Raw genomic sequence first — 24,801 nt, 5'->3', positions numbered from 1 at the left:
GCAATCTTTATATTTTAGGCATACGTTTTCAGCGTATGCCTATTTTTTTAGAATATCCACAACCGCCTTACATTTTTCAAAATCAGCTTCATAAATCTCATATTCATTTGATAATGAGGCACTTGCCATACTTACATCGGATTTCCTGAAAATCATTTTACTTTCCTGAATTCCTTTGCCAGTCATGTGTAAAGCATGAATTCCAATATTCAAAAACTGTTGGGCATTTTGGGCAGAAACACCGCTTCCTGCCATTATTTCGATGCGATTATTAGATTTTTCAACCAACGCTTTGAGCAAATCTAGTCCTTCAATTGCGGTGTTTTTTTGTCCAGAAGTCAAAATTCTTTCGCATCCACAATTAATTATATCCTCTAATGCTTCAAAAGGATTCTTTGCAACATCAAACGCTCGATGAAATGTCACTTTCATCGGTTTAGCCAAATCAACTAAAGTGGTGGTTCGGGTTTTATCTACACTCCCATCAGGATTTAAAATTCCAAAAACAACACCATCAGCACCTGCATTTTTTGCAATCAAAATATCTTCTTTCATCACCTCAAACTCAGCATTAGAATAACAAAACTCTCCGCCACGTGGACGAATCATCACATATAATTGAATGCTCAGATGCTGACGAGCCAATCGAATCAAACCCGCCGAGGGTGTTGTACCTCCTTCAAACATTCCACCACATAATTCTACACGACCAGCTCCTGCATTCTGAGCTGTTAGGCAAGATTCTAAAGAAAAACTACAAATTTCTAGCATTAGACAGGATTTAGTTTTTTGATAAAATGAACATTCGTCATTCTCTTTTATGCAGTCAATTCACGGAAAACATCTTCAATGCCTTTTCCGCCTTGTTTTAATTCAGAAAGTGTACCGTTAGCCACAATTTTTCCACGATTTATAATTACTACTCGGTCACAAATTGCTTCAACTTCCTGCATAATATGTGTACTAAAAATAACCGTTTTATTTTTACCAACTGCCTTAATTAAATCTCTAATTTCGACTAATTGGTTGGGGTCGAGACCAGTAGTTGGTTCATCCAAAATCAATACATCAGGGTTATGAATGAGTGCTTGTGCTAGTCCAACTCGTTGGCGATAACCTTTTGATAATTGACCAATTTTCTTGTGTTTTTCTAGGCCTAAACCGACCATTTCGATGGTTTCGGCAACTTTTATATGCAGTGTTTTTCCATTTAAGCCGTATAATGAGCCAGCAAATTCGAGGAATTCACGAACGTACATATCTAAATACAATGGATTATGTTCGGGCAAATAACCAATGCTACTTTTGACTTGCATTGGTGAGTTTTTTACATCAAATCCGTTTACTTCAGCCGAGCCATCTGTGGCGGGCAAATAACCCGTTAAGATTTTCATAGTGGTTGATTTACCTGCTCCATTTGGCCCAAGAAAACCCACAATTTCGCCTTTAGCTACTTCAAAAGAAATATTATCTACTGCTCGTTGACTGCCGTAAGTTTTACTTAAATTTTGGATTTTTATTGACATAATTATACTTCCTTGATTGAGCGATTTCTGATTTCTATTTCTAATATAACGCAAAAATAGTTTTTCTAATGAAAACTTTTCTTAAAAAAGATATTTGATATAGCTTTTTGGTTAAATTTGATACATTCAATCTTACAATTACTATGAAAAAAATCACTTTCCTACTCTTCTGTCTATTTACGACCTATTCTTTTGCACAAGAAAAACCAGTGCGGATGGGTATTGCGGGCATGACACATGACCACGTTCGGCAAATTTTGAATAACATCAATCGAGCGGGTCTTGAAATTGTTGGCTTTGCCGAACCAAACAAAGAATTGGCGTTAAGATTGCTTAAACAGTATAAATTGCCCGAATCTCTCTGGTATAGAAGTCTTGATGAAATGTTGATCAAAGCTAAACCAGAAGCCGTTTGTGATTTTAGAAGTATTGTCGAACACCTCGAAACAGTACAGAAATGTGCCGTAAAAGGAGTTCATGTAATGGTAGAAAAACCTTTGGCAGTAAATTTGGCTCATGCCATACAAATGGAAACTCTAGCAAAAAAATATAAGATTCAGCTTTTGACCAATTACGAAACTACATGGTACGCCAGCAATCATCAAGCTTATGAAATGATTCACGAACAAAATACCATCGGTGATATCAGAAAAGTGGTCATTCATGATGGACATCGTGGGCCAAAAGAAATTGGTGTAAGTAAGGAGTTTTTTGGTTGGCTTACTGACCCTATTAAAAATGGCGGAGGGGCAATTATTGATTTTGGTTGTTATGGGGCAGATATCATGGCTTGGTTAATGAAAGGGGAAAAACCCACTTCCGTAACGGCGGTTACGCAAACTATCAAACCTGAAACTTATCCAAAAGTTGATGATGAAGCAACTATCATTGTGACTTACCCAAAAGCACAAGGTATTTTTCAAGCTTCATGGAATTGGCCTTTTGATAGAAAAGACATGGAAATTTATGGCCAAACGGGCTATATTTATGCCGATAAATCAATGCAAATGAATATCAGAAAAGGAGACAGAAATGCATTCCCAGAAGAAGTAATTACAGTAAAACCACTAGAAACACCAAGAAATGACCCATTTTCTTATTTTTCGGCTGTTGTTCGTGGTACAATAAAATCTGAAAATGATTTGGGTTCTTTAAAAATAAATATGGTAGCAATGACGATTTTAGATGCTGCCGTCAAATCTTCAAAAACTGGTAAAACTATCATGCTTAAATAATTTCTGAACCAACCATCATTCGCGAAGTTACAATGAGGGTGGTGGTGCTTGTGCGAAAGATATTTTTTCGTTGGTTTGTTATTATAAAAAGAAACACTTTTGAAAGAAAAGCCTATTTTTCTATACAAAAAAACCCATCATCACTGACGGGCTTTTTTGTAGAATTTTGCAATTCCTTATGCTTTTACTTCTTCAACTGATGGCTCTTCCACTACCGCAGGAACAAAAAGTTCGGGCATTGCTGATGAAAGAATATTATACCAGCTAATGATTTTTTTGATGTCAGAAGCATATACTCTTTCACGGTCAAAATCTGGCATGATGCTCGCAAACATATCAAATATTTGATTGTTTGAAGCTGTTTTGAAATCGAATTCAACTTTTTCACCGTGAAGTTCACGAGTTTTCAAGAAAATATCTCCTAGCGGAGTTGATTTATTTGGGTCTTCCGTATAAATAGAAATGTCTTTCAAAACCGATACACGAGCGTTTGAACTAACCATTTCTTTTTGTTTTTTCTCGTCAAGCGTTTCAACGATTACGCCACCACGTCCAGGCTTCAAAATTCTATACAAACCACTTTTTCCAGAAATGTGGGCAATATCTCTTAATAATTCCATTTGAAAAATATATTGATTTTACACTTTAATTACTTATATTTAATTGACTATCAGGTGATTAGAGAACTACTTTTTTAAAATATTGAGCTTCAACTACCAAATAACGCTGCAAAAGTACAAATTATTTCGTAAAAGACAGATTCAACTCTTCGATTGCTTTCAATAATTCCTCTCGACCTGTTCTTCTTTCCGCTGAAGTAATGAAATATTGCGGAATTTTCGTCCAACTCAAAAGCATTGTTTTCTTAAAAGATTCTACACTTTGTTCGGCTTTTACGCTACCAACTTTATCGGCTTTTGTGAAAACTAAATAAAACGGAACATCCTTTTCGCCCAAAAAATCTAAGAATTCTAAATCAACCCTTTGTGGTTCGTGTCGTACATCAATCAGTACAAAAACACACATTAAATTTTCTCGATTAACCAAATAATCCCCAATCATTTCGCCCCATTTATCTCGTTCGCCTTTGGGTGCTTTTGCAAATCCGTAGCCAGGTAAATCGACTAAATACCATTTTTTATTTATTTCAAAATGATTAATTAATTGAGTTTTACCTGGTGTTTGTGAAGTTTTTGCTAAATTTTTATTGCCCACTAGCATATTTATCAACGAAGATTTGCCTACGTTTGAACGGCCAATAAAGGCATATTCTGGCTTTTCAGCTGGCGGACATTTACGATAGTCTGCGGCACTTGTAACAAATTTTGCTTCGATTAATTTTGTATTCTTCATATTTATTATGCCATCTTTAACTCAAAAAGGAGAAAGAATTCTGTACAAAGGTACTAATTTCTTTCTCCTTTTATTGATAAAATTTAATTGAAGCATTTGTTAAATGCCTTCCTAGCATTATTTTATTTCTAATTCAAAAGGCATTCTAGCTTGAATTTTATCCAAATTTTGAAGATTTTTCAACTGTTTTGCATACGGACCAAAATCGCCTAAATATGCTTTCAATTTGGCATCTTCTTTATCATTACCAAATTTTTCAATGATTGTTTCAAAACTTGATTTTTTGATAGGTAAATATTTAACTCGGTATGTACCTTCCTTTAATTTAGCTTTTTGAGCAGCTATTTTGATGGCATCATCTATACTTCCTAAAACATCAACCAAACCGTTTTCTTTTGCTTGACTTCCTGTCCAAACTCGACCACTTGCGAGTGATTTTAATTTCTCAACACTCATGTGGCGGCCTTTCGCTGCTTTTGTTGTGAAATTTTCATACCCTTTATTTACGCCATTTTGAATCATGTTTTTCTCGGCATCAGTCATTGTTCTGGTTGCTGATGGAAAATTGGCATATTTATGCGAGTTAACTCCATCAAAAGTAACGCCTAATTTTTCATTCATCAATTTCTCAACGTTAAACATTACGCCAAAAATACCAATCGACCCCGTCAATGTTGTTGGTTGTGCCACAATTGTATCACACGCCATTGCCATATAATAACCTCCCGACGCAGCGTAATCTCCCATTGATGCAATAATAGGTTTTACTTTTTTTGTCAATTCTACCTCTCTCCACATCACGTCCGAAGCCAAGGCACTTCCTCCACCCGAATTGATGCGTAACACAATTGCCTTGATTTTTGAATCTTTACGAGCTTTTTGTAGTTCTTTCACGATAGTTTCAGAGCCAATCGAACCATCTTGGCCTTCACCCGAAATAATATCTCCTTCACCCACAATTACGGCTATTCGTTGTGAACTTTCGCCCTCTTTAACCAATTTATCAGCTTTCAAATATTTGTTCAATCCAATATATTCAATTTTCTTGTCGGCATTAAATCCGAGTGCATGGCGAAGTGCCGTTTCAAATTCATCCCAATAACCTGTGTTAGTAATTAAGTTATATTTTACGGCGTCATTTGGTTCTTGAATTAAGGCATTGTTCAAAATATTATTTAATTCCGCCATAGGAATTTTGCGAGAAGCAGCTATGTCTCCATAGAAATGATTCGCCATATCTGAGATAAAAGATTGGGTTTGCAAGCGATTAGCGTCACTCATTTTTGTCAAGAAAAATGGTTCAACTGCACTTTTATAATCCCCCACTCTGAAGATTTCTGGTTTAACGCCAATTTTATCAAACAAGCCTTTCATAAACGAATAATTGGCACTCAAACCGTTAAAATCCAAACCACCTGATGGTGTCAAATAACTTTTGTCTGCAACAGAACAAAGGTAAATTGAACCCTCGGTCATGGTTTCGCCATAAGAATAGATAAATTTCTTAGATTTCTTGAAGTCCAACAGATATTCTCTCACTTCTTTCAGCGTTGCAATGCCTGCCATCGGATTTTCGGCTTTCAAATAAATACCTTTGATATTCGGGTCGATTTTAGCATTAGCAAGTGCTTCTTTGATTTGTGTCAAACTAATTTGTCCTGGACTATTTCCACCAGATAACAATTCCGTAAACGGGTCTTCTTCAGGAGCATTTTCTCTAATCACTTGATTTAGGTCAAGTTTCAACACTGAGTTTGAGGCAACTGTCGTTTTTGTATCTGAACTCGACATCAAGCTTCCGATTCCTATCAAGATAAAGAAACTCAAAATAGTAAATAAGAAGATACCAACGATGGTTGCAAAAACATATTTCAAAAATTGTAACATATACGGTTTTAAGTTTAGTATTTTTTCTGCCTACAAAAATAAATGTATATACAGTAATTTTTGCGAATACTTGATAAAAGGAGAAAATGAATTATGAGCCATGAATTATTAGCCATGAAAAACTATTTTTTTGCCAAAGCCTCCGCAATTTTCCTGTCATTCGACAAACGAGGTACTTTGTTTTGGCCGCCAAGCTTTCCTTGTGAACGCATATAGTCTATGAAAGCATTTTTTTGTAGCGGCGTTATGACCAACTTTTTCAGAATACTACCCACAATTAAATCATCGTAATAGACATTTAATTCGGTCATTTTTTGGTCTAAATCATTATTAAACAGCTCCATATCTTTTGGAGGTACGGCAAACTCAATAAGCCATTCGTGGTAAGGAAGCCCTTCATTAGGAGCAACCATCGGAGCAACTGTGAATTCGACGATTTCGACTTCGGGCTGGCGTTGACAAGCGTATTTCATCGCTTTTTCTACCTCTTCGCCAATTACGTGTTCGCCAAAAGCCGAAATAAAATGTTTGATTCGCCCCGAAACAATTACTCGATACGGATTTAGCGAAACAAATTTCACAGTGTCTCCAATCGAATAGCCCCAAAGCCCTGCATTATTATTAATAATTAGAGCATAATTTTTGCCCAATTCTACTTGTTCGATGCTCAATCGGGTTGGATTTTCGTTAAAAAATTCTTCGGCAGGAATAAATTCATAAAAAATACCAGTATTGAGTAAAAGCAACATTCCTTCTTCGTATTGTGAATCTTGGTAAGCAAAAAAGCCTTCTGAAGCAGGGAAAAACTCAATTGAGTCGATTTTTTTACCGATAGATTCGTATAATTTTGCTCGATATGGTTCAAAATTTACTCCGCCGTAAACAAACAAATCAAAGGAGGGAAAAACATCTTTTATTTTTTTCCCAGTTCGAGCTTGAATTCTGTCAAAATACATTTGTACCCACGGTGGAATACCAGAAATCAAGCTCATTGGTTGGTTAATGGTCTCATCAATAATTTTTTCCAATTTGGTTTCCCAATCTTCTATGCAATTGGTTTCGTAAGAAGGCAAACGATTACTTTGTAAATATGCCGGCACGTGATGGGTAGAAATCCCCGAAAGACGCCCTGTTTTGATGCCTGCATTTTCGTGCATTTCGGGGCTTCCTGAAAGAAAAATGAGCTTATTGTCCAAAAACTTTGCTTTTCCAGATTCATTGATGTAATTGAGCAAAGCGTTTCGAGCCGAATCGATGTGATTATGAATAGAATCCTGTGAAATTGGAATATATTTTGTGCCTGAAGTTGTTCCTGAAGTTTTGGCGAAATAAAGTGGTTTTCCTTTCCACAAAACATTTTCTTTTCCTGCCAAAATCTGATTGATATAAGGTTTCAAATCTTCATAATCACGAACAGGAATAGCATGTTTGAAATCTTCGTAGCTATGAATATCTTTAAAATAATGGTCTTTGCCAAAAGTAGTATTCTGTGCTTGGCTAATTAATTTTTCTCGCCATTCTGCTTGTATTTCAGCCGAACGAGCTATCCATTTTTTTTGCTGTGCAACAATATATGCGGCAATCGGCTTACTAAGTATCGAACGAACTCCCATTGTCAATAAATAATTTTTCTACTCTTTTTTATAATTAACGACTTACTAACGCCAAAAAAGACTTTGGTCAAAGGCAAAGATAATGTTTTTTTTTTACTACACTTCTTTTCCACAAATGCCAAAGCTATGAATGATAAAATGAGCTTCAATTAATAAATCAAGTATTTTGGTGCATCTCAATAATAGTATAAGAACATTGATTATTGAAAAAACCATACTTATTGGCAATGCTGGCATCCATTGGCAATATACTTTTCTGTTTTTTAATACTTTTTCAACTTTTTAGAAATATTTTGCAAATAATAGTTGTAAATTTGCGGGCAAATAAAAAATTTATTAACCCATAAAGCTCAAAATGGCTGGACTGTTTAACTTCCTCACGAGTGACATCGCGATTGACTTGGGTACCGCAAATACCCTCATTATCTACAAAGACCAAATCGTTGTAGATGAACCCTCTATTATTGCTTTGGACAAAATTACTGGAAAAGTGTTGGCGATAGGTCACAAAGCAATGCAAATGCATGAAAAAACCAATGAAAATATAAAGACTATTCGTCCACTCAAAGATGGTGTAATTGCTGACTTTACTGCCGCTGAATTAATGATTCGTGGTATGATAAAGATGATTGAGACAGGTCGTAGTTGGTTTTTCTCACCTTCGCACCGAATGGTCATTTGTATTCCATCAGGTATTACTGAAGTTGAAAAACGTGCCGTAAAAGACTCAGCCGAACACGCAGGTGCAAAAGAGGTTTATATGGTACATGAGCCAATTGCAGCGGCTATTGGTATCGGTATTGACATTGAACAACCAAATGGCTCAATGATTGCGGATATCGGTGGTGGTACTACTGAGATTGCCGTTATTGCTCTTTCTGGCATCGTTTGTGAAGCATCGGTGCGTATTGCAGGTGATTTATTCACTAGAGATATTGTTGATTATATGCGTCGTGAACACAACTTGCTAATTGGCGAGCGTTCTGCCGAATTTATCAAAATTCAAGTGGGTGCTGCTTTGCCAGATTTAGATAATCCGCCAGCGGATATTGAGATTCGTGGTCGTGATTTAATGACTGGTATTCCGAAAGAAATCAAAGTTACTTATAGTGAAATTGCTTACGCACTTGATAAATCAATTTCTAAAATCGAAGAAGCCATTATGCGTGCATTAGAAATGTCACCGCCTGAACTTTCGGCTGATATTTATGAAAATGGTATTTATTTGACAGGTGGTGGAGCATTGCTTCATGGCTTGGATAAACGTTTAGCTATCAAAACAAAACTTCCGATTCACGTTGCTGATGACCCACTTCGTGCGGTTGTTCGTGGAACTGGCGAGATTTTGAAAAATATCGAAAAGTATAGAGCTGTTATTGTTCAATAGTTTTCTGAGTTTTGAGTGTTGAATACAGATTTTAACGATTTATCGTTTTTTAAATATGAGAAAAAAGACAGTTGAATGTAAAAAATCATTCAACTGTCTTCTATTTAATCATGTTTACAACTCAGCACTCCGAACAATGAACTCATAACTCAAAAAATAATGTCGCAACTCTTCCGACTTATATTTCGAATACGAAATTTTCTTTTATTTGTTATCCTTGAACTTATCAGTTTTTGGTTGCTTGTAAAAAACAACCATTACTGGGATGTATCGTTTTTCAATACCTCCAATTTCTACGCAGCAAAAACGCTTGAAAGCTCAAATTATGTAAAAAATTACATGAACCTTGGGTCGGTAAATGACCAATTGATTGCAGAAAATGCTCAATTGAAAAAAGCCGTTGCTTCGATGCAATCATTTAAAGCAAGAGAAGGTGATTATTATAAAGTTGATTCAACTTTTGCTCTTAGATTTGAGTTTAAAGTAGCTAAAGTTGTTAATAATACGGTAGATTTATCAAAAAACTACCTGACAATCGACAAAGGAACACTCGACGGAATCGAGCCAGGAATGGGTGTTATTTGCCCACAAGGCGTAGTAGGCACGGTTATGCAATGTTCAGAGCATTTCTCTCGCGTATATTCAATCCTACATTCAGAGTCTAAAGTTTCGTCGGAAATAAAAAATGCAGCTCTTCGCAAGAAAAATGATAAAGCATTGGGTATTGCCATTTGGGGAGGACTCAATCCAAGCGTAATAGATTTGACAACCATTGATAGATTTAAGTCAATCAAACAAGGCGACTCGGTAGTTACTTCAGAGCAAAACGTTATTTTCCCATCAGGAACAATGCTTGGACGAATCAGAAAATTGAGTGTAAAACAAGACCAAGCATTCTTCGATATTGAGGTAGCGTTAGCAACCGACTTTAGAAATTTATCTTATGTTTATGTTGTAAACAATAAGTTAAAAAAAGAACAAGAATTATTAGAGCAATCAACTACCGAAGTTAATAAATGAATTCTCAAACGGTCATAAAATTAGTCTTGACATTCGTCATTTACTTGATATTACAAATTGTAGTTATCCGCAATTTTGTATTTTTCGACGTGGCGTTCTGTTTTGTTTATATTGCATGTATTTTGTTATTACCCGATGAAATTGCCCCTATCTGGGTTATTATGATAAGTTTTCTCATCGGGCTTCTAGTTGATATTTTCTACAATACGGCTGGCGTACACGCATCTGCTTGTGTAGCTGTTGGTTATCTTAGAAGCTATATAATCAAATTTTTGTTTCCTACTAAAGGTGTTGAAAACGAAATAGTTATTTCATTGAAAGATATGGGTGCCGAACGCTTCGTGAGATACGTCGCCATCTTGACTATTATTCATCATTCGATGCTATTTTTTGTTGAAGCAGGTGGTTTTCAATTTTTCCTTATTACAGTTTTGAAAATTATATGTAGTGTAGTTTTTACTACATTTATGATTATCACTTTGCAATATGTACGAGGAAATTGATTGTTAATTAATTCAAATAACTAAGTCTTTATCTGCCACACTAAGTCTAACAACTATCATAGGCTTGTTTAAATTTGTGCTTTTTACAAAGCATTTACTTCGTTTGTTTTTGTTTGAATCGGATTTGTGAGAAATAATTATGAAATTAACAAGACGCTTTCCTTTAAATAGTTATTGCTATATCTTTCTTTTTTGCCTGTCGATAGGGCTTTTTTCATGTCAAAATGGTACATCAACTTTGGGTAGCTCGAAAGTTGATAGTGTAGCATTGAAAAAAGAAGAAGCTCGTATTAGAAAAGAAATCAATGCTGACAAAAAATCTGCTTTAATTGACTTAATTATTCAGAAAAAAATAGCTGAGGGTTTTAATGGAAATGTTTTAATTGCCCAAAAAGGTGTTATTATTTACCAAAAATCTGTTGGGTTTGCCAATTTTGAAGACACCGTTAGAAATAATCTCCAATCCAAATTTCAATTAGCCTCTCTTTCCAAAACATTCACGGCCGTTGCTATCATGAAACTAGCTGAAGAAGGGAAAATTGGACTAGATTATACTGCAAAAGATTATTTCCCAGATTTTCCTTACGACGGAATTACGATTCGTAGCTTACTTTGCCATCGTTCGGGACTCCCATTTTATCAATACACTTTTGATAAATTGGTGAGAAACGATAAGATTTACCCAACTAATCAACAAATGATGAATTGGTTTGCAACGGCTCAACCAACACCACCGATGTTTAATCAGCCTGACCATTATTTTGGCTACAACAATACTAATTTTGCAATTTTGGCCGCTTTAGTTGAGAAAACGACAGGCAAAGATTTTGATATTTATATGCGAGAAAACATCTTCAAACCAGCAGGAATGAAAGATTCGTTTATCGTTACGACCAAAAACGATTCAATTAATATCAATCGCACCATTGGTTATCAGTTTGGGAGAAAAGTACAAAAAGATTATTACGATGATATTTCAGGTGATAAAGGCGTATATTCAACCGTTGGCGATTTATTGAAATGGCACGCTGCCTTAAAAAACAATATACTTATCAACAAAGAATCATTCCGCGAAATGATTACGCCACGTAGCTTTGAATTTCCTGGCTTACGCAACTATGGTTATGGCTTTCGTTTGTGGGTAAATAACAAACAACAAACCGACTACGTTTATCACACTGGTTGGTGGAAAGGCTATAATACAATTATGTTTTTTGACCCACGTGAAGATTTCGTGATAATTCTACTAAGTAACCGTTATAACCGAACGGTTTATAATATCAAACAATTGATAGAAATCATGCACGGCGGAAACTCTACGATGGAAGAGAGTATTTTGGATGAATAATTTAACACATAATTCATCTTATATTTATTCAATAGCAGACCTCTTTCAGTATATTTGCAATCAATGAACGCAAATTTGACTAATTGCAAATGAATAAAATTTTACTTCTCGCTATTTTCTTTGGAGCTTTCAATGCATCAACTCAAGTCAAAAAAAAGGCAATTTTTATTATTGTCGATGGCATTCCTGCTGACGTAATTGAAAAATTAAAAAAACCAACGCTTGATTCTATCGCCCAAATTGGCGGATATACTCGTGCGTATGTAGGCGGTGAGAAAAAAAACTATTCGCAAACACCTACAATTTCTGCCGTTGGTTATAATAGCCTATTAACTGGAACTTGGGTCAATAAACATAATGTTTGGGACAATGATATCAAAGCTCCAAATTATTATTACTGGACTATTTTTCGTTTCTTCAAAGAGCAGTATCCTGAAAAGAAAATAGCCGTTTTTTCTACATGGCTCGACAATCGTACAAAACTCATTGGTGATAATCTGCCACAAACCAACAATATCAAAACAGATTATTATTTTGATGGCTTAGAACTTGACACAACTCGCTATCCGCATGATAAACAAAGCAAATATATCAACCTGATTGACCAACAGGTGGCCAATACAGCTGCAAATACTATTCAAACGGTTGCACCCGATTTAAGCTGGGTTTATCTTGAATATACTGATGATATGGGACATAAATATGGCGATAGCCCAGAATTTTATGCCGCAATAGAACAAATGGACAAACAAGTCAATCAAATTTGGCAGGCTATCAAATATCGTCAAGCAAAGTTTAAGGAAGATTGGGTCATTTATATTACAACAGACCACGGTCGTGATGCTAAAACAGGAAAAGGACATGGCGGACAATCAGACCGAGAACGCTCTACTTGGATTGTAACCAATGCTCAAAATCTGAACCAGTATTTTCACCAAAATCAACCAGCGATTGTTGACATCATGCCATCAATTGCTAATTTTTTAAATATTTCTTTTCCTCGTAAACAGCAGTTTGAGATTGATGGAATTTCTTTAACTGGTAAAACTTCAGCTATTTCGCCAGAAGCAACATTTAAGGATGGAAATATTAATTTGACTTGGAAAGCTATTGAAAAAAAAGGTAACGCCAAGATTTGGGTAACAACCACTAACAACTTTGAAATAGGTAAAAACGATAAGTATGAACTTCTAAAACAAGTGCCTGTCGATGCCGAAAAAGCTACGATTGATGTACATAAACTTCCTTCTAAATTTTACAAAATAGTCATTGAAACGCCTTATAATGTATTGAATCGGTGGATTGTTTTGGAAAAATAAGCTTTCATTCTTTTGAAAAATACCGCTTTTTAAAAGCCAATGGGTTTTCGCCAGTTAACTTTTTGAAAGTTCGGTTGAAATACGACATACTTTCAAAACCACATTCAAAGCAAGTTTCGGTAACATTTTTATCAAGTAATAATAAATTTTTTGCTTGATTTACGCGATAATGATTCAAAAATTCAGTAAAAGTTACTCGTGTCATTTTTTTAAAATAACGACAAAAAGCGGCCTCGCTTAAATTACTCATGTCGGCAACTTCGTGTAATTCAATTTTCCGTTGATAATTTTCATCAATAAATTGATATAATCGCTTGATTCGCTCTTGGTCTTTTTTATTATATTGATTTTCAACTGGTTTTTCGTGCAGCAAAACATAATCTTGCGTATTAGCTAAAAATTGAAAAATACTCAGAATTTCTAAAAACTGCTCAAATTGAGTCAATTCGCTCAATTCTTTCAATCTTTTTCCTACTTGTTTCTTTATTTCGGTACCAAAAGCAATGCCGTGTTGTGATAATTTAAACAATCGAAAAACCGCCGCAAGCTCAGGAGTATTACCAAAAGCACTTTGCAAAAAATCTTGTCGAACCTGCAAAACCACTTTTTCGTAATCAGTTTTTACCATGTAATCGAAATTTAAGTGCGGAATATTTGAGCCAATAAAAACTAAATCGCTGTTTTCAAAACGAGAAATATGTTCTCCCACATGGCGAGTACCATTTGTGCCTTCGATATAAACTAACTCAAATTCTGGATGAAAATGCCAATAAAAAACTTGACTCAGCCGTGGTCTAAATAGCCTAAATGAGCTATCGGAGTCAATCGTAAATTCTTCTAAAACAATTTTCATAGAAAACTAGATTTCTGATTTTAAAATATATTTAGTAGTTTATTTTTGAATAAGTTTTCTTAACCTTATCCACATAATTTGCACATTATTCATCAATAACCAACAATATTAATTCTAAAATATCAATATTGTTCAAAAAATAGCAATTATTGGTTAAGCATTGCGTGGTTTTAGTCTTTAATTTTGTATCATTATTTCAACCTTAAATATCATTAAACAAACATACGCTATGCAAATGATTCCGACAATGATGCCCAATAAAAATCACACCGATAAGCCAGGGAATCCATCTACCGCCACAAGTAGCCAAGTTAAGTTACGTACTAATCTTGCCGAAGGTGATAAATTGAGAGTTTTGAGTGAAGAAGACTGGAACTTTTGGCTTACAAATGGTTATGTGATTATTAAGAATGCCGTTCCGAGAGAGCAAGCACTACAAACTGCCAATTTTATTTGGGAATTTGAGGAAAAAGACCCCAACGACGCAAGCACTTGGTACACGCCTCCACGTGCAGAAATGCAAATGAAAGAACTCACAGGAACGGGTATGGTAGAAGTTTATAATAACCAGCACCTCTGGAATAACCGTCAAATGCAAAAAGTTTACGATGCTTTTGTTGATATTTGGGGAACCGAAAAATTATGGGTGACAATTGACAGAGCCAATCTGAATTTTCCGCTTCGTCCAGGTTTTGAATATAAAGGTTTTATTCACTGGGATTATGACCCAGAAACCAAACCCCAAAATGTACAAGGAGTTTTGGCTTTAGCCGACCAAACCGACGAAAATATGGGAGGTTTTCAATGTATTCCTGAACTATTTCGTACATACGATACTTGGAAATTAACGCAACCCGAAGACCGAAATCGTTTTAAACCAGATGTAGCTGGTTTTGAAAAACATATCGTAAAAGTAAAACTCGAAGCTGGTGATTTACTGATATTTAATAGCAGTCAACCACATGGAATTCGTCCAAATAATTCGACTGATAAAGTTCGTATAGCTCAATATATTTCGATGATGCCAGCCGAAGAAGACAACGAAGCATTACGCGATTGGCGAGTAAATTCTTGGAAAAACCGTATCGCTCCTGAGGGCTATGCTTTCCCTGGAGACCCACGAAATCTAGAAAAAGAGGTTTATGAAACCGCCGTTTTAAGTGATTTAGGCAAAAAACTATTAGGTTTAGAAAAATGGTAAATAAAGAAAACCAACAATTATACACAAGTCTCAATAATGGTAAAAAAATGCCATTATTGGGACTTGGCGTTTACGATATGTACAACCGTGAAGCCGAACAAGCGGTTTTATGGGCTTTAGAAACGGGTTATCGCTTGATTGATACTGCCGAAATGTACCACAACGAAACTGAAATTGGCAATGCCATTAGAGAAAGTAAAATCAATCGGGAAGAAATTTTTGTAACAACAAAAGTTAATAACAGCGACCACGGTTTTGACAAAACGCTTCGAGCTTTTGATACGAGCCTCCAAAAACTCAACATTGATTATATAGACTTGTATCTCATTCACTGGCCAATAAAACACGCCCGCAAAGAGACTTGGTTAGCCCTCGAAAAATTGTATCAAGAAGGTCGAGTGAAAGCTATTGGTGTGGCAAATTACCTCATTCCTTTCTTGAACGAACTCGAATCTTACGCTACAATCGTTCCTGCGGTTAATCAAGTTGAATTTAGTCCTTATTTATATCTAAAAGATTTGGTTGATGTTTGTAAAACGAAAAATATTCAACTGCAAGCATATACACCTTTAGTACGAGGTTTACGAATGAATGACCCAAAACTGCAAAGAATTGCTAAAAAGTACGATAAAACTCCCGCTCAAATCATTCTGCGATGGGCTTTACAACATGGTATTTCAAGCATTCCTAAGTCAGCTAATTTGCAACGAATTAAAGAAAATTTTAACGTTTTTGACTTTCAAATTACCCAAGAAGACATGAGTTTTATTGATACATTCAACGAAAACCTACGTGTTGTAGAAGACCCAATGGATTTGTTCTAAAAATAAAGTCAATAATTTGCAACGCTTCTCTCATCTTTTGCATCTTATGAGTAATTATGAAATCTTAACAAACGCAATTGTATGAAAAAGCTACACTCATTAATTATTTTAGGTTTATTGGCAATCAATATTTCCTTTGCTCAAGAAAAAGAAACACCTTATTTTGTAAAAACGTACAAATCTTCTGAAATCAAAAATCTTTCTGTACGCACTTCGGGCGGGGGGATTTCGGTAACTGGCGGTGCAGGCGATGAAGCACGAGTTGAAATATACGTTAAAGGTAACAATGGCAACGCCAAACTCAGCAAAGAAGAAATTGAAGACCGTTTAAAAGAATACGAATTAAGCGTAAAAAAAGAAGGTGAAACCATCGCTTGCATCGCCAAACGCAAAAGTGAGAGCGGTTGGAACTGGAAAAATGGTTTGAGCATTTCATTTAAAATCTACACTCCAGAAAAAATTTCAACTGACCTAGTTACAAGTGGCGGCGGTATTTCTCTCAAAAATCTTTCTGGAAACTTAGGCTTTACAACAAGTGGAGGGGGCCTGAAACTACAAAATTTGGGCGGAAATGTTAAAGGTCGGACTTCAGGTGGCGGAATTGACATCAGCGGTTGTAGAGATAATATTGATGTAGCTACAAGTGGTGGTGGAATTGATGCCGACAATTGCAAAGGTGATATTAGACTTAGTACGTCGGGCGGTGGTTTAGATTTAAAAAGTTTAGACGGAAATATCAAAGCCACAACAAGCGGTGGTGGAATCAGAGCAGAAAATATTAGCGGCGAATTTATCACATCAACTTCGGGTGGTTCTATTCATTTAGAAGATATTACAGCTAGTGTAAAAGCGTCAACTTCGGGCGGTGGAATTGATGCCGACATTAAATCTCTTGGAAAATACCTTTCGTTATCGACCAGTGCAGGAAGTATTCATGTCAGAATGCCAATGGACAAAGGAATGGATTTAGACCTAGACGGACAAAGAGTAAAAGTGTCGACTTTAGCTAAATTCAATGGTCAAGTTGAAAAAGACCGTGTAAGAGGTTCGCTCAACGGTGGCGGAATTGCAGTGACAATGGACGCAAATTCAGGTGGAGTTTATATCAATGAATAAGCAAATGAAAAAGCTATTAATCGTCATGCTTTGTGCTTTCGTTGGAACGGAAGCCTCAGCCCAAAAGGAAATTTCGGCAAAAACAGTTTTTGAGAAAATTGATAAAGGGCAATCCGTTGATTATCAAGATGTAACGATTGTGGGAGATTTGGATTTAACCGAACTTTCCAACAAAAAACGTATCAAAAACAAAGGAAATTACGAAGAGTTTAAAAGCTATGTCGAAGTGCCTATTTCGTTCAAAAATTGTACTTTTAAAGGCGATTTTATTGCCTACAAAAATTTGGAAGAAGAAAAAAATCGTAAACTTGGCAATGGAAGCATCAATTGGAGCATTGGCGACGGTACTACCTATACGACAGATTTTGAGAAAAATGTTATTTTTGAAAATTGTACTTTTGCAGGGAAAACCGAATTCAAATATTCTGACTTTGCTGAGAAAGTATCTTTCGGTGGAGCAAAATTTGCCCAAAGTGCCAACTTTAAATATGCTGATTTTAAACAAGAAGTGATTTTTGCAAAATGTGATTTTGGTGAATACGCCAATTTTAAATACACAACATTTAAGCAAGATACTGATTTTTTTGATGTACGATTCAAGGATTATGCGGATTTTAAATATACTAATTTTGGCGACCGTGTAACGTTCAAAAGCACCGCTTTCAGTAATCATGCAGACTTCAAATATGCTGAATTTCGAGATGAAGCCAACTTCGATAACACTAAGTTTAAAGCTAGCGTTGATTTTAAATATTCAAACGGAAAAAAATACATGAATTAAGAAAACCTGTTTTTTTATCCAAAAACGCCTCTAAAACTTTTGTTTTAGAGGCGTTTCTATATTAATCATTCAAAACTTCTACACAATACCCCGACGCCTTTAATTGTGCAATAATATAACTTTCGTTGATTAGGGTTACTGCGTTTTCTATTCGCAAAATTTTATCGCAATCTTCCAAATCAACATTCCATTTACCTTCAGGCAGTACAAGCTCATTCAAAATTGGGGCTACTTTTCGTACCTGAACTTTACTTTTTATGGTAGTTTTAAAGACCCAAATCATGGCTTAATGTAATATTAGGTTTAATAATTACACAATTATATAATATTCAACTGACAACCCTATGTCAGTTAGTTTTACTATCTTTTGCTATTTTTTTATGAACTTGTTTATTCAAAATATATAACATAAAAATCGTAATCACCATTGAGGCAACAACTACATAACCCAACAGCGGATAATTCTGCATAGTTCCGTTGCTTCCTTGTGTTACAATGACACCTGCCAAAGCAGACGCAGCTCCACCCGAAATTTGCTGAATCGACGAGTTGATGCTCATAAACGCACCTCTATCGTGTTGCTCTGGAATAGCCGTCATCAATGCCGATGCAGGAATCATTCGAGCAGTTATTCCTGCAAACATCAGAATATTGATAATAATTACTATCCAAAGTGGCGTTTGGTTCAAATTCGTATATATCGCAACCATAATTATCGTTAAGACAGAGCCAATCACAAACATCTTATATTTACCAAATCTATCGCTAAGTTTACCAGAAAGTGGCCCAAAAAGTATCGAAAAAACACCTGTTACACCATACAAAATTGGCAAATCTTCCATCCTGATTTTTAGGTTATTAATACTAAATGCACTTCCAAAAGGCATCAACATAAAACCACCCGTTGCTAATAAGATAGTCGCCAAAAATGCCCTTATATATTCCGTGTTTGAAAGCGTTTTCCATAAATGTTGTAATGCATTTCGGTCATTTTGAGCATCTAAGTGAGCATTTATTGGTTTCATATAAACCACAATTGCTATACCAACAAGAACCGAAAATCCTGCTATCATCCAAAATGGCGAATGCCATCCAAACTCGTTGGCCAACAAAAGTCCAATCGGTAAACCCAAAATCTGACTCGCCGCAAACGCCATTTGTACGAAACCCATCACTCTACCACGAAACTCCAATTTGAATAAGTCCGAAATAATAGCAAAACTAATTGAGCCAATTACACCACCAAAAATCCCTGTTACAATACGAGCAATCAACAAAAACTCATAAGTCGTTGCCAATGCACATAAAATTGTACCAAAAACAAAACCTACATAAAAGAAAAGTAAGAGTTTTTTGCGGTCGAATTTATCAGCAAAACCCGCAGCCAATAAACCCGAAGCTCCTGCACTAAAAGCATAAGCCGATACAACTAAACCAAACTGCGAAGGTTGAATACTCAATTCTTTCATCAAAATTGCTCCCAAAGGCGACAAAACCATGAAATCCAAAATCAGTGTAAATTGTAAGATTGCCAAAATGGCAATAACAAAAATTTGATATTTCGTAAAACTTGTACTTGAAGTAGTATTATTCATAGAAACAATATTTTTAATTAAATAAATGTTCGTTTATTTATGTAGTAAATTTTTTAAATTTTAAAGGCTTTCATTACCAAATCGAATGTTTGCCACATAATTTCATTACTAAATTCAAAAGGTTGGCCTCCTATATTTTTTCCTTCATTATGAAAACGAAGCAAATTATACAATGGAGCATAAGCTACCGACCAAAAAACCTCAATCGGTATTGGTTTTACTTCTTTTCTGTTTATGGCATTTTGCATAAAAATGCTCATTTTTTCTCTAAATTCTGAAACAATATCAGCAGAAATAGCTTCTCGAAAAGTTGAGCTTTTTATTTGTTCATAAAAAGTCATTTCAAGTTGATGACTCAGCATAAAATTGGCTCGATTTTGCCATTGAACTCGCATTCCTTCGGTAAAAGAAGCATTTGTATCAAAGTTTTTGAATATTTCTTGATTCAATTTTTCGCCAATTTCACGCCCGATGCTCACAATCAGGTCTTCTTTATCTTTGTAATAAATATAAAGCGTTGCAGGCGAAACATTCGCAGCTCGTGCTAGTTTTTGCATACTAAAACCCTCAAAACCTTGATTTACAAGCAATTCAAGAGCTTTTTGTTTAACAACTTGTTCTTTATGTTCGTCACGTATTCTCATATTCAATGCAAATATAAATGAATGTTCGTTCTTTTAAAAGGGGTATTTATTTTTTTTGACTCTATCATTTCATTTTTCCAAAAAAGCTTGTTTTTAATTATATTTGAAAACACAAAAACTACCGAATAAATTATGAAAAGAATTACTTCAATTGATGTTGTTCGTGGCATTGTTATGCTCATTATGGCACTCGACCATACACGAGACTTTTTACTACAAAATGCTCTCACACAAAATCCTACAGATTTATCAAATACTTACCCTGCCCTTTTCTTTACTCGCTGGATTACACACCTATGTGCCCCTACTTTTGTTTTTTTGTCAGGTGTATCAGCTTACATTTCGGCCAAACGACAAAATAATATCAATGAGAGCCGTAAGTTTTTGCTTACTCGTGGTATTTGGCTGATATTCTTGGAGTTTAGTATCGTATCCTTCGGAATTTGGTCAGACATTGGCTTTCATACTTTACTTTTTCAGGTCATTGCTGCCATTGGCGTGGGTTTTCTATTGCTATCATTATTGGTTGGCAAATCACACAAAATTGCTTTGGGTATCGGCAGTTTTATTATGGTATTTTACGGACTGTTTGCTTTAGTCCCCGAATCGGGTCTTAGAAACACTTTGAGTCCATTATTCGTGCTTACCGTCCTTCCACTTGGCGAAAGATTGCTGATTTTGGCTTATCCAATACTGCCGTGGTGGTCAATTATGCTACTTGGCTATGGTTTAGGCGAATATTTTTTAGTAGAAAAACCAAATAGAATTAGATTTTTCATGAAAATGGCAGGAGGATTTTTAATTGCGTTTGTGGTTTTGAGGTTGATAAATATTTACGGAGACCCTGTTGCATGGAGTGTTCAAACAAAGCCTTTTTTTACATTTTTATCATTTATAAATGTATCTAAAAATGCTCCATCGCTCGACTTTACGCTTTGTATGCTCGGAATTGCTTTTGCTCTTTTATGGTTAACTGAAATGTATGGAGCAGATAAACTGAAATTTTTTAAAGTATTTGGCAGTGTTCCACTATTTTATTACCTCATTCATTGGTACGTGATTCGCACATTTTTGATAGTTATATTCTTGACTAAAGGTTATCATTGGGGAGATTTTGTTTTTAATGAACAGACGCTCGGTCGCCCCAAAAACGATGATGGAATTACGCTACCACAAGTTTATTTGGCTTGGTTTAATGTGATTTTGATTATGTATCCGATTTCTAAATGGTATAGTAATTATAAAAGCCAACATCCCGAAAAAACTTGGTTACGGTATTTATAGCTAAAAAATAACGCTGATTATCACAGTTATTTATCTGTGATAATCAGCGTTGTGAAAGCGTGGCAGCCATTAACAGCCCGTTTTATCAGCTTGCTAATTTTATTTAAACCAAAGTAGCTGTTAAAGAAATTTCGGCATTAAATAATTGCGAAATTGGGCAATTAGCTTTAGCATTTAAAGCTGCTTCTTGAAATTGTTCTTCAGTAATGTTTGGTATTGAAGCTGTCAATTCTAAATGAATATTCGTGATTTTGCCATCTTCAAAAACAACTTTTGCATTAGTATCAATGTTTTCTGCTGTAAAGCCTAATTCATTTAATACAAAACTAAATTTCATAGAAAAACATCCTGCATGTGCCGCTCCGATAAGTTCTTCTGGATTTGTTCCAACACCGTCAGCAAAACGAGTTTTGAATGATAACTGTGCTTTATCTAAAGTTGTACTTTGAGTAGAAACCGTTCCTACGCCTTCCATTCCTGTACCTTTCCAATTTGCAGATGCTTGTCTTGTAAATTTCATTGTCTTTATTGTTTAAAATGTTTATTTTGAATTGATGATACAAAGGTCAGCATCAGCTTCAACAAAAACTTTAACCTAAGTTAAAATCGTAAACAACAATTAATTTTTTTCTGAAATTCGTTTTCTAATCCGACTCAATGACGGCCCTTGAATACCTAAATAGGAAGATATATGATACAACGGAATTGTATTCATAATAGCCGGATGATGCGATATTAAATCTAAATAACGTTGTTCGGGCGTTTGAAAAAGTAAACTTTCGGTACGATTAAGTGCAATGTTTGACGCTTGTTCGGCAATCAATCGGCCTAATCGCTCCCACTCATGCGACTCTCGATAAAGGGTAGTCAGATTATCAAAATGGATATATATTACTTTGGAGGCCACCATCGACTGCGTATAAAAATGACACGGAATCTGGTTAATAAAACTCGCATACGAAACCACTAATTGATTGTTGGTGTAGAAAAAAATATTTTTCTCGTCAGCAGTTTTTTCATCAACATAGTAAGTTCTAAAAACGCCTTCCAACACAAAGCCCAAATGTTTACAAACTTGCTGAAAATCGTTATAAAATTCGCCTTTTTTGTAAGTTTTTACTTGCCAATATTTTAATGAAAGCTGAAACGCTTCACTACTCATTCCAGCAAAAGATTGAAAGGCTTTTCCCAATATTTCAATTTCGGTCATAATTTTAACATTTTTCAACAAATATGAATAACGAACGTCGATAAACCAAAACACTCTTTAAATATTGAAAATTAAGTTTAAAAACCTTTCACCACATTTTTAAACCGCCGAAGACCCAATACTTACAACATTATTTTGATTATTTACATCATTCACACATTCATAGTATTTTCTGTTCTCAAGCAATGTACCTTTCCTGATAAGTTATTTTTAACAAAGCAATGCATGATGAACAAAAAAGATAAAGCCATTATTGAGACAAAAAGCGAAATAATGGAAGAAAAAAAACTGAACTACAAGCGTTTTTGGGGATGGGGATTTGGGCTTATTTTAGCTTTGATGGGTATCGCTTATCTCGCTGGTTTAATTACTTTCGGAACAACCAAAAAGGCTTCAGATGTTACAAAAAAAGCCTATTTCGATAGAGATTCGATTGCAACTGCAAATTCGGCAAAAATGGATAGTACCAAAAAATAAAAAGAGGCCTTATTAAGACCTCTTTGGTTGCATGGATGCGTCAGCCTTAAAATAGCTTTTTCATAAAATTTTTACTAATTTTTATTTTAGAAATTTGTATCATCGGCACTTGGCCCATAAGTTCCAGGAATTGGTACGTCCAACAATCTCAAGAAAACACCCAATTGGGCTCTGTGATGAATCGTTTGACACAAAGCATGGTGAACAGTTTCGGCTTTTGTCATTACCATGTGTATGTGGTCCCCTGAACGTAAAGTCCAAGTTTCGGAGAGTTTTTCTTCATTTTCAGCAATTAATTGTGACCTTCCGTCAATCAATGATGCCTCAAATAGAGCAAGCAAATCAGCCGTATTATTAATGATTGTTGGGTCGTATGAAGCTGAGGCAAAATCTAATTCATCAGTAGTCAGAGCCATTGTTATCCAAGTTGGTAACTCAGCAATGTGCGTGGCCAATGTACGAATTGTCATACTTTTTGGGTGCGGCTGCCAGTCATATTTATCATCGGGAATGATAGACAACATTTTACGTGTAACAAGTGATTCTTGCTCCAATTCTTTGAGATACATTGCAATCATTGACATACTTTGTGTTGTTTTAGTTAATGATACAAAGCAACTGTGTGTCACTGACAACCCTATGTCAGTGCTTTTCAAAGAATTTTATAAATATTTATTTTAATAATTAACAGGCAATTGGGGCATATAGTCGCTTACTTCAATGTGGTCATTTTTCTTGAAAACTTGGAATGTGTCTTCAATATCAGACATTCTTGAAACATTAAAATCTCGGTATTCATTTCGTTTATAACACCAAGCAATCACGTGCCATCCGAAAGCATAAAAAATCAACCCAATTGGTTCGGCTTGGCGTTTGCTGATTTCTTCTTTATTATTTTTGTAAGCAAAAGAAATGACGGTTTTAGAGGCAATTGTTTTTTGTAGAATTGCTAAATGCTCATAATCTTGTTTGAGTCTGGCAGGAACTTGATATTTGATATTATTGGTTAAAAACTCTGCTTTTTCTTTCTGCGATGTTGGCAAAATCGACTTAATTTTATTCAACGCATCGGTATAATGTTTTTGTATTGATTTATCTGTAAAACCATACACCATTGATTCCATGAGTAAAAGGGCATTTGCTTCTTCTGTAGAAAGCGAAATGGGCGGCAGAAAATAACCCTGAACCACAAAATAGCCTTTATTTGGCTCAAAACTCAAAGGAATCCCCGACTCACTGAGGGCTTTCAAATCACGATAAACTGTACGGATACTGATTTTAAACTTATCCGCAATTTTTTCAGCCAAAACGTATTTCCTTGACTGCAACAAAGTTAATATCCCAAATAATCTATCAATTCGATTCATGTTGGTTTTATTTCTACTTTTTCATAATTTATTCTAACGTCTTCAAATATACGTTTGTTCATTTAAAAATACAATTAGCCTGTCTAAAAAGTATAAATGCCCAATCGTCCCAATGTCCGAAGGCGTACTAAACTTGTCCGTTTTCGGACAAATATTTTTAATAAAAATTATCTAAAATACTGATAGTAAGTTGTTTAAAAAAATTGGCACAGGTTTTGAAAATTAAATACTGCTGTCTAAAATTAGGGTTTAGGACAT

26 protein-coding genes are annotated in these 24,801 nt (G+C 35.2%); 12 read left to right on the top strand and 14 right to left on the bottom strand.

The genetic code is table 11. From position 1 onward, the window contains the following. Nucleotides 1-39 precede the first annotated feature (39 nt). A complete protein-coding gene (locus MJQ71_RS16045; protein ID WP_238807672.1) occupies nucleotides 40-771 on the bottom strand; it encodes a copper homeostasis protein CutC in 732 nt (243 codons plus the stop codon). 47 nt (nucleotides 772-818) lie between these two features. Continuing rightward, nucleotides 819-1,526, bottom strand: a complete 708-nt coding sequence (locus tag MJQ71_RS16040; RefSeq protein WP_238807670.1) for an ATP-binding cassette domain-containing protein — start codon at nucleotides 1,524-1,526, stop codon at nucleotides 819-821. Nucleotides 1,527-1,669: 143 nt separating this feature from the next. Here MJQ71_RS16040 and MJQ71_RS16035 point away from each other — a divergent pair, with 143 nt between their 5' ends. Continuing rightward, nucleotides 1,670-2,761, top strand: a complete 1,092-nt coding sequence (locus tag MJQ71_RS16035; RefSeq protein ID WP_238807668.1) for a Gfo/Idh/MocA family protein — start codon at nucleotides 1,670-1,672, stop codon at nucleotides 2,759-2,761. 176 nt (nucleotides 2,762-2,937) lie between these two features. Here MJQ71_RS16035 and MJQ71_RS16030 read toward each other — a convergent pair whose 3' ends face one another. From MJQ71_RS16030 to MJQ71_RS16015, 4 genes are all read right to left on the bottom strand, one after another. Next, on the bottom strand, nucleotides 2,938-3,381 hold the full coding sequence (locus MJQ71_RS16030; protein WP_238807667.1) for a DUF5606 family protein: 444 nt from the start codon (nucleotides 3,379-3,381) through the stop codon (nucleotides 2,938-2,940). A 121-nt stretch (nucleotides 3,382-3,502) separates the two neighbouring features. After that, nucleotides 3,503-4,114, bottom strand: coding sequence for a ribosome biogenesis GTP-binding protein YihA/YsxC (gene yihA / locus MJQ71_RS16025; protein ID WP_238807666.1), 612 nt, complete (start codon nucleotides 4,112-4,114; stop codon nucleotides 3,503-3,505). Between the two features lie 117 nt (nucleotides 4,115-4,231). Then, a complete protein-coding gene (gene sppA / locus MJQ71_RS16020) occupies nucleotides 4,232-6,001 on the bottom strand; it encodes a signal peptide peptidase SppA (RefSeq protein ID WP_238807665.1) in 1,770 nt (589 codons plus the stop codon). A 122-nt stretch (nucleotides 6,002-6,123) separates the two neighbouring features. Then, on the bottom strand, nucleotides 6,124-7,614 hold the full coding sequence (locus MJQ71_RS16015; protein WP_238807664.1) for a GH3 auxin-responsive promoter family protein: 1,491 nt from the start codon (nucleotides 7,612-7,614) through the stop codon (nucleotides 6,124-6,126). 355 nt (nucleotides 7,615-7,969) lie between these two features. On the opposite strand from MJQ71_RS16015, the gene MJQ71_RS16010 reads away from it, so the two are divergent. From MJQ71_RS16010 to MJQ71_RS15990, 5 genes are all read left to right on the top strand, one after another. Beyond that, nucleotides 7,970-9,001, top strand: a complete 1,032-nt coding sequence (locus MJQ71_RS16010) for a rod shape-determining protein (RefSeq protein WP_015028530.1) — start codon at nucleotides 7,970-7,972, stop codon at nucleotides 8,999-9,001. A gap of 159 nt (nucleotides 9,002-9,160) precedes the next feature. Continuing rightward, entirely contained in the window at nucleotides 9,161-10,021 is an 861-nt protein-coding gene (gene mreC, locus MJQ71_RS16005) for a rod shape-determining protein MreC (RefSeq protein ID WP_238807663.1), read from the top strand. A gap of 161 nt (nucleotides 10,022-10,182) precedes the next feature. Next, nucleotides 10,183-10,524, top strand: coding sequence for a hypothetical protein (locus MJQ71_RS16000; protein WP_238807662.1), 342 nt, complete (start codon nucleotides 10,183-10,185; stop codon nucleotides 10,522-10,524). A gap of 139 nt (nucleotides 10,525-10,663) precedes the next feature. After that, a complete protein-coding gene (locus MJQ71_RS15995; protein WP_238807661.1) occupies nucleotides 10,664-11,872 on the top strand; it encodes a serine hydrolase domain-containing protein in 1,209 nt (402 codons plus the stop codon). An 89-nt stretch (nucleotides 11,873-11,961) separates the two neighbouring features. Further along, nucleotides 11,962-13,191: an alkaline phosphatase family protein gene (locus MJQ71_RS15990; protein WP_238807660.1), complete on the top strand. Its 1,230-nt coding sequence runs from the start codon at nucleotides 11,962-11,964 to the stop codon at nucleotides 13,189-13,191. A gap of 4 nt (nucleotides 13,192-13,195) precedes the next feature. Here MJQ71_RS15990 and MJQ71_RS15985 read toward each other — a convergent pair whose 3' ends face one another. After that, nucleotides 13,196-14,044 (bottom strand): helix-turn-helix domain-containing protein, encoded by an 849-nt coding sequence (locus tag MJQ71_RS15985; RefSeq protein WP_238807659.1) that lies wholly within the window; start codon nucleotides 14,042-14,044, stop codon nucleotides 13,196-13,198. A 235-nt stretch (nucleotides 14,045-14,279) separates the two neighbouring features. Between MJQ71_RS15985 and MJQ71_RS15980 the strand changes: the two genes are divergently transcribed. From MJQ71_RS15980 to MJQ71_RS15965, 4 genes are all read left to right on the top strand, one after another. Further along, a complete protein-coding gene (locus MJQ71_RS15980) occupies nucleotides 14,280-15,245 on the top strand; it encodes a phytanoyl-CoA dioxygenase family protein (protein ID WP_238807864.1) in 966 nt (321 codons plus the stop codon). Then, nucleotides 15,239-16,069 (top strand): aldo/keto reductase, encoded by an 831-nt coding sequence (locus MJQ71_RS15975; protein WP_238807657.1) that lies wholly within the window; start codon nucleotides 15,239-15,241, stop codon nucleotides 16,067-16,069. The genes MJQ71_RS15980 and MJQ71_RS15975 overlap by 7 nt, the downstream gene beginning before the upstream one ends. Nucleotides 16,070-16,150: 81 nt before the next feature. Continuing rightward, the gene (locus MJQ71_RS15970; protein ID WP_238807655.1) at nucleotides 16,151-17,185 is read left to right on the top strand and encodes a DUF4097 family beta strand repeat-containing protein; all 1,035 of its coding nucleotides are present in this window, start codon (nucleotides 16,151-16,153) and stop codon (nucleotides 17,183-17,185) included. A 4-nt stretch (nucleotides 17,186-17,189) separates the two neighbouring features. Beyond that, nucleotides 17,190-17,966 (top strand): pentapeptide repeat-containing protein, encoded by a 777-nt coding sequence (locus MJQ71_RS15965; protein WP_238807654.1) that lies wholly within the window; start codon nucleotides 17,190-17,192, stop codon nucleotides 17,964-17,966. A 61-nt stretch (nucleotides 17,967-18,027) separates the two neighbouring features. Here the strand turns inward: MJQ71_RS15965 and MJQ71_RS15960 are convergent, their stop codons facing one another. From MJQ71_RS15960 to MJQ71_RS15950, 3 genes are all read right to left on the bottom strand, one after another. After that, nucleotides 18,028-18,249, bottom strand: coding sequence for a hypothetical protein (locus MJQ71_RS15960; RefSeq protein ID WP_238807653.1), 222 nt, complete (start codon nucleotides 18,247-18,249; stop codon nucleotides 18,028-18,030). Between the two features lie 64 nt (nucleotides 18,250-18,313). Further along, a complete protein-coding gene (locus tag MJQ71_RS15955) occupies nucleotides 18,314-19,561 on the bottom strand; it encodes an MFS transporter (RefSeq protein WP_238807652.1) in 1,248 nt (415 codons plus the stop codon). Between the two features lie 53 nt (nucleotides 19,562-19,614). Then, complete coding sequence (locus MJQ71_RS15950; protein ID WP_238807651.1) at nucleotides 19,615-20,205, bottom strand: TetR/AcrR family transcriptional regulator; 591 nt, start codon at nucleotides 20,203-20,205, stop codon at nucleotides 19,615-19,617. Nucleotides 20,206-20,337: 132 nt separating this feature from the next. Here MJQ71_RS15950 and MJQ71_RS15945 point away from each other — a divergent pair, with 132 nt between their 5' ends. Continuing rightward, nucleotides 20,338-21,489, top strand: coding sequence for an acetyltransferase domain-containing protein (locus MJQ71_RS15945; RefSeq protein ID WP_238807650.1), 1,152 nt, complete (start codon nucleotides 20,338-20,340; stop codon nucleotides 21,487-21,489). 103 nt (nucleotides 21,490-21,592) lie between these two features. Here MJQ71_RS15945 and MJQ71_RS15940 read toward each other — a convergent pair whose 3' ends face one another. Both MJQ71_RS15940 and MJQ71_RS15935 read right to left on the bottom strand, forming a co-directional pair. Beyond that, nucleotides 21,593-22,009 (bottom strand): OsmC family protein, encoded by a 417-nt coding sequence (locus MJQ71_RS15940; RefSeq protein WP_238807648.1) that lies wholly within the window; start codon nucleotides 22,007-22,009, stop codon nucleotides 21,593-21,595. A 99-nt stretch (nucleotides 22,010-22,108) separates the two neighbouring features. Further along, complete coding sequence (locus MJQ71_RS15935) at nucleotides 22,109-22,699, bottom strand: Crp/Fnr family transcriptional regulator (protein ID WP_238807646.1); 591 nt, start codon at nucleotides 22,697-22,699, stop codon at nucleotides 22,109-22,111. 228 nt (nucleotides 22,700-22,927) lie between these two features. Here MJQ71_RS15935 and MJQ71_RS15930 point away from each other — a divergent pair, with 228 nt between their 5' ends. Further along, complete coding sequence (locus MJQ71_RS15930) at nucleotides 22,928-23,176, top strand: hypothetical protein (RefSeq protein ID WP_238807644.1); 249 nt, start codon at nucleotides 22,928-22,930, stop codon at nucleotides 23,174-23,176. A gap of 86 nt (nucleotides 23,177-23,262) precedes the next feature. Here the strand turns inward: MJQ71_RS15930 and MJQ71_RS15925 are convergent, their stop codons facing one another. Together MJQ71_RS15925 and MJQ71_RS15920 are read right to left on the bottom strand one after the other, a co-directional pair. Continuing rightward, on the bottom strand, nucleotides 23,263-23,760 hold the full coding sequence (locus MJQ71_RS15925; RefSeq protein WP_238807642.1) for a DinB family protein: 498 nt from the start codon (nucleotides 23,758-23,760) through the stop codon (nucleotides 23,263-23,265). A gap of 93 nt (nucleotides 23,761-23,853) precedes the next feature. Then, nucleotides 23,854-24,543: a helix-turn-helix transcriptional regulator gene (locus tag MJQ71_RS15920; protein ID WP_238807640.1), complete on the bottom strand. Its 690-nt coding sequence runs from the start codon at nucleotides 24,541-24,543 to the stop codon at nucleotides 23,854-23,856. Nucleotides 24,544-24,801: the final 258 nt, after the last annotated feature.

The sequence above is a fragment of the Emticicia aquatica genome, assembly GCF_923079645.1.
GTDB classification, from domain to species: domain Bacteria; phylum Bacteroidota; class Bacteroidia; order Cytophagales; family Spirosomataceae; genus Emticicia; species Emticicia aquatica.
Note: the sequence above shows the minus strand (reverse complement) of the source record. Positions and strands in the feature narration are given on the sequence as shown.

Coding starts and splice junctions, on each gene's coding strand:
- MJQ71_RS16045 (WP_238807672.1), bottom strand. CDS start 771: ATGCTAGAAATTTGTAGTTTTTCTTTAGAATCTTGCCTAACAGCTCAG.
- MJQ71_RS16040 (WP_238807670.1), bottom strand. CDS start 1,526: ATGTCAATAAAAATCCAAAATTTAAGTAAAACTTACGGCAGTCAACGA.
- MJQ71_RS16035 (WP_238807668.1), top strand. CDS start 1,670: ATGAAAAAAATCACTTTCCTACTCTTCTGTCTATTTACGACCTATTCT.
- MJQ71_RS16030 (WP_238807667.1), bottom strand. CDS start 3,381: ATGGAATTATTAAGAGATATTGCCCACATTTCTGGAAAAAGTGGTTTG.
- yihA (WP_238807666.1), bottom strand. CDS start 4,114: ATGAAGAATACAAAATTAATCGAAGCAAAATTTGTTACAAGTGCCGCA.
- sppA (WP_238807665.1), bottom strand. CDS start 6,001: ATGTTACAATTTTTGAAATATGTTTTTGCAACCATCGTTGGTATCTTC.
- MJQ71_RS16015 (WP_238807664.1), bottom strand. CDS start 7,614: ATGGGAGTTCGTTCGATACTTAGTAAGCCGATTGCCGCATATATTGTT.
- MJQ71_RS16010 (WP_015028530.1), top strand. CDS start 7,970: ATGGCTGGACTGTTTAACTTCCTCACGAGTGACATCGCGATTGACTTG.
- mreC (WP_238807663.1), top strand. CDS start 9,161: ATGTCGCAACTCTTCCGACTTATATTTCGAATACGAAATTTTCTTTTA.
- MJQ71_RS16000 (WP_238807662.1), top strand. CDS start 10,183: ATGATAAGTTTTCTCATCGGGCTTCTAGTTGATATTTTCTACAATACG.
- MJQ71_RS15995 (WP_238807661.1), top strand. CDS start 10,664: ATGAAATTAACAAGACGCTTTCCTTTAAATAGTTATTGCTATATCTTT.
- MJQ71_RS15990 (WP_238807660.1), top strand. CDS start 11,962: ATGAATAAAATTTTACTTCTCGCTATTTTCTTTGGAGCTTTCAATGCA.
- MJQ71_RS15985 (WP_238807659.1), bottom strand. CDS start 14,044: ATGAAAATTGTTTTAGAAGAATTTACGATTGACTCCGATAGCTCATTT.
- MJQ71_RS15980 (WP_238807864.1), top strand. CDS start 14,280: ATGATTCCGACAATGATGCCCAATAAAAATCACACCGATAAGCCAGGG.
- MJQ71_RS15975 (WP_238807657.1), top strand. CDS start 15,239: ATGGTAAATAAAGAAAACCAACAATTATACACAAGTCTCAATAATGGT.
- MJQ71_RS15970 (WP_238807655.1), top strand. CDS start 16,151: ATGAAAAAGCTACACTCATTAATTATTTTAGGTTTATTGGCAATCAAT.
- MJQ71_RS15965 (WP_238807654.1), top strand. CDS start 17,190: ATGAAAAAGCTATTAATCGTCATGCTTTGTGCTTTCGTTGGAACGGAA.
- MJQ71_RS15960 (WP_238807653.1), bottom strand. CDS start 18,249: ATGATTTGGGTCTTTAAAACTACCATAAAAAGTAAAGTTCAGGTACGA.
- MJQ71_RS15955 (WP_238807652.1), bottom strand. CDS start 19,561: ATGAATAATACTACTTCAAGTACAAGTTTTACGAAATATCAAATTTTT.
- MJQ71_RS15950 (WP_238807651.1), bottom strand. CDS start 20,205: ATGAGAATACGTGACGAACATAAAGAACAAGTTGTTAAACAAAAAGCT.
- MJQ71_RS15945 (WP_238807650.1), top strand. CDS start 20,338: ATGAAAAGAATTACTTCAATTGATGTTGTTCGTGGCATTGTTATGCTC.
- MJQ71_RS15940 (WP_238807648.1), bottom strand. CDS start 22,009: ATGAAATTTACAAGACAAGCATCTGCAAATTGGAAAGGTACAGGAATG.
- MJQ71_RS15935 (WP_238807646.1), bottom strand. CDS start 22,699: ATGACCGAAATTGAAATATTGGGAAAAGCCTTTCAATCTTTTGCTGGA.
- MJQ71_RS15930 (WP_238807644.1), top strand. CDS start 22,928: ATGAACAAAAAAGATAAAGCCATTATTGAGACAAAAAGCGAAATAATG.
- MJQ71_RS15925 (WP_238807642.1), bottom strand. CDS start 23,760: ATGTCAATGATTGCAATGTATCTCAAAGAATTGGAGCAAGAATCACTT.
- MJQ71_RS15920 (WP_238807640.1), bottom strand. CDS start 24,543: ATGAATCGAATTGATAGATTATTTGGGATATTAACTTTGTTGCAGTCA.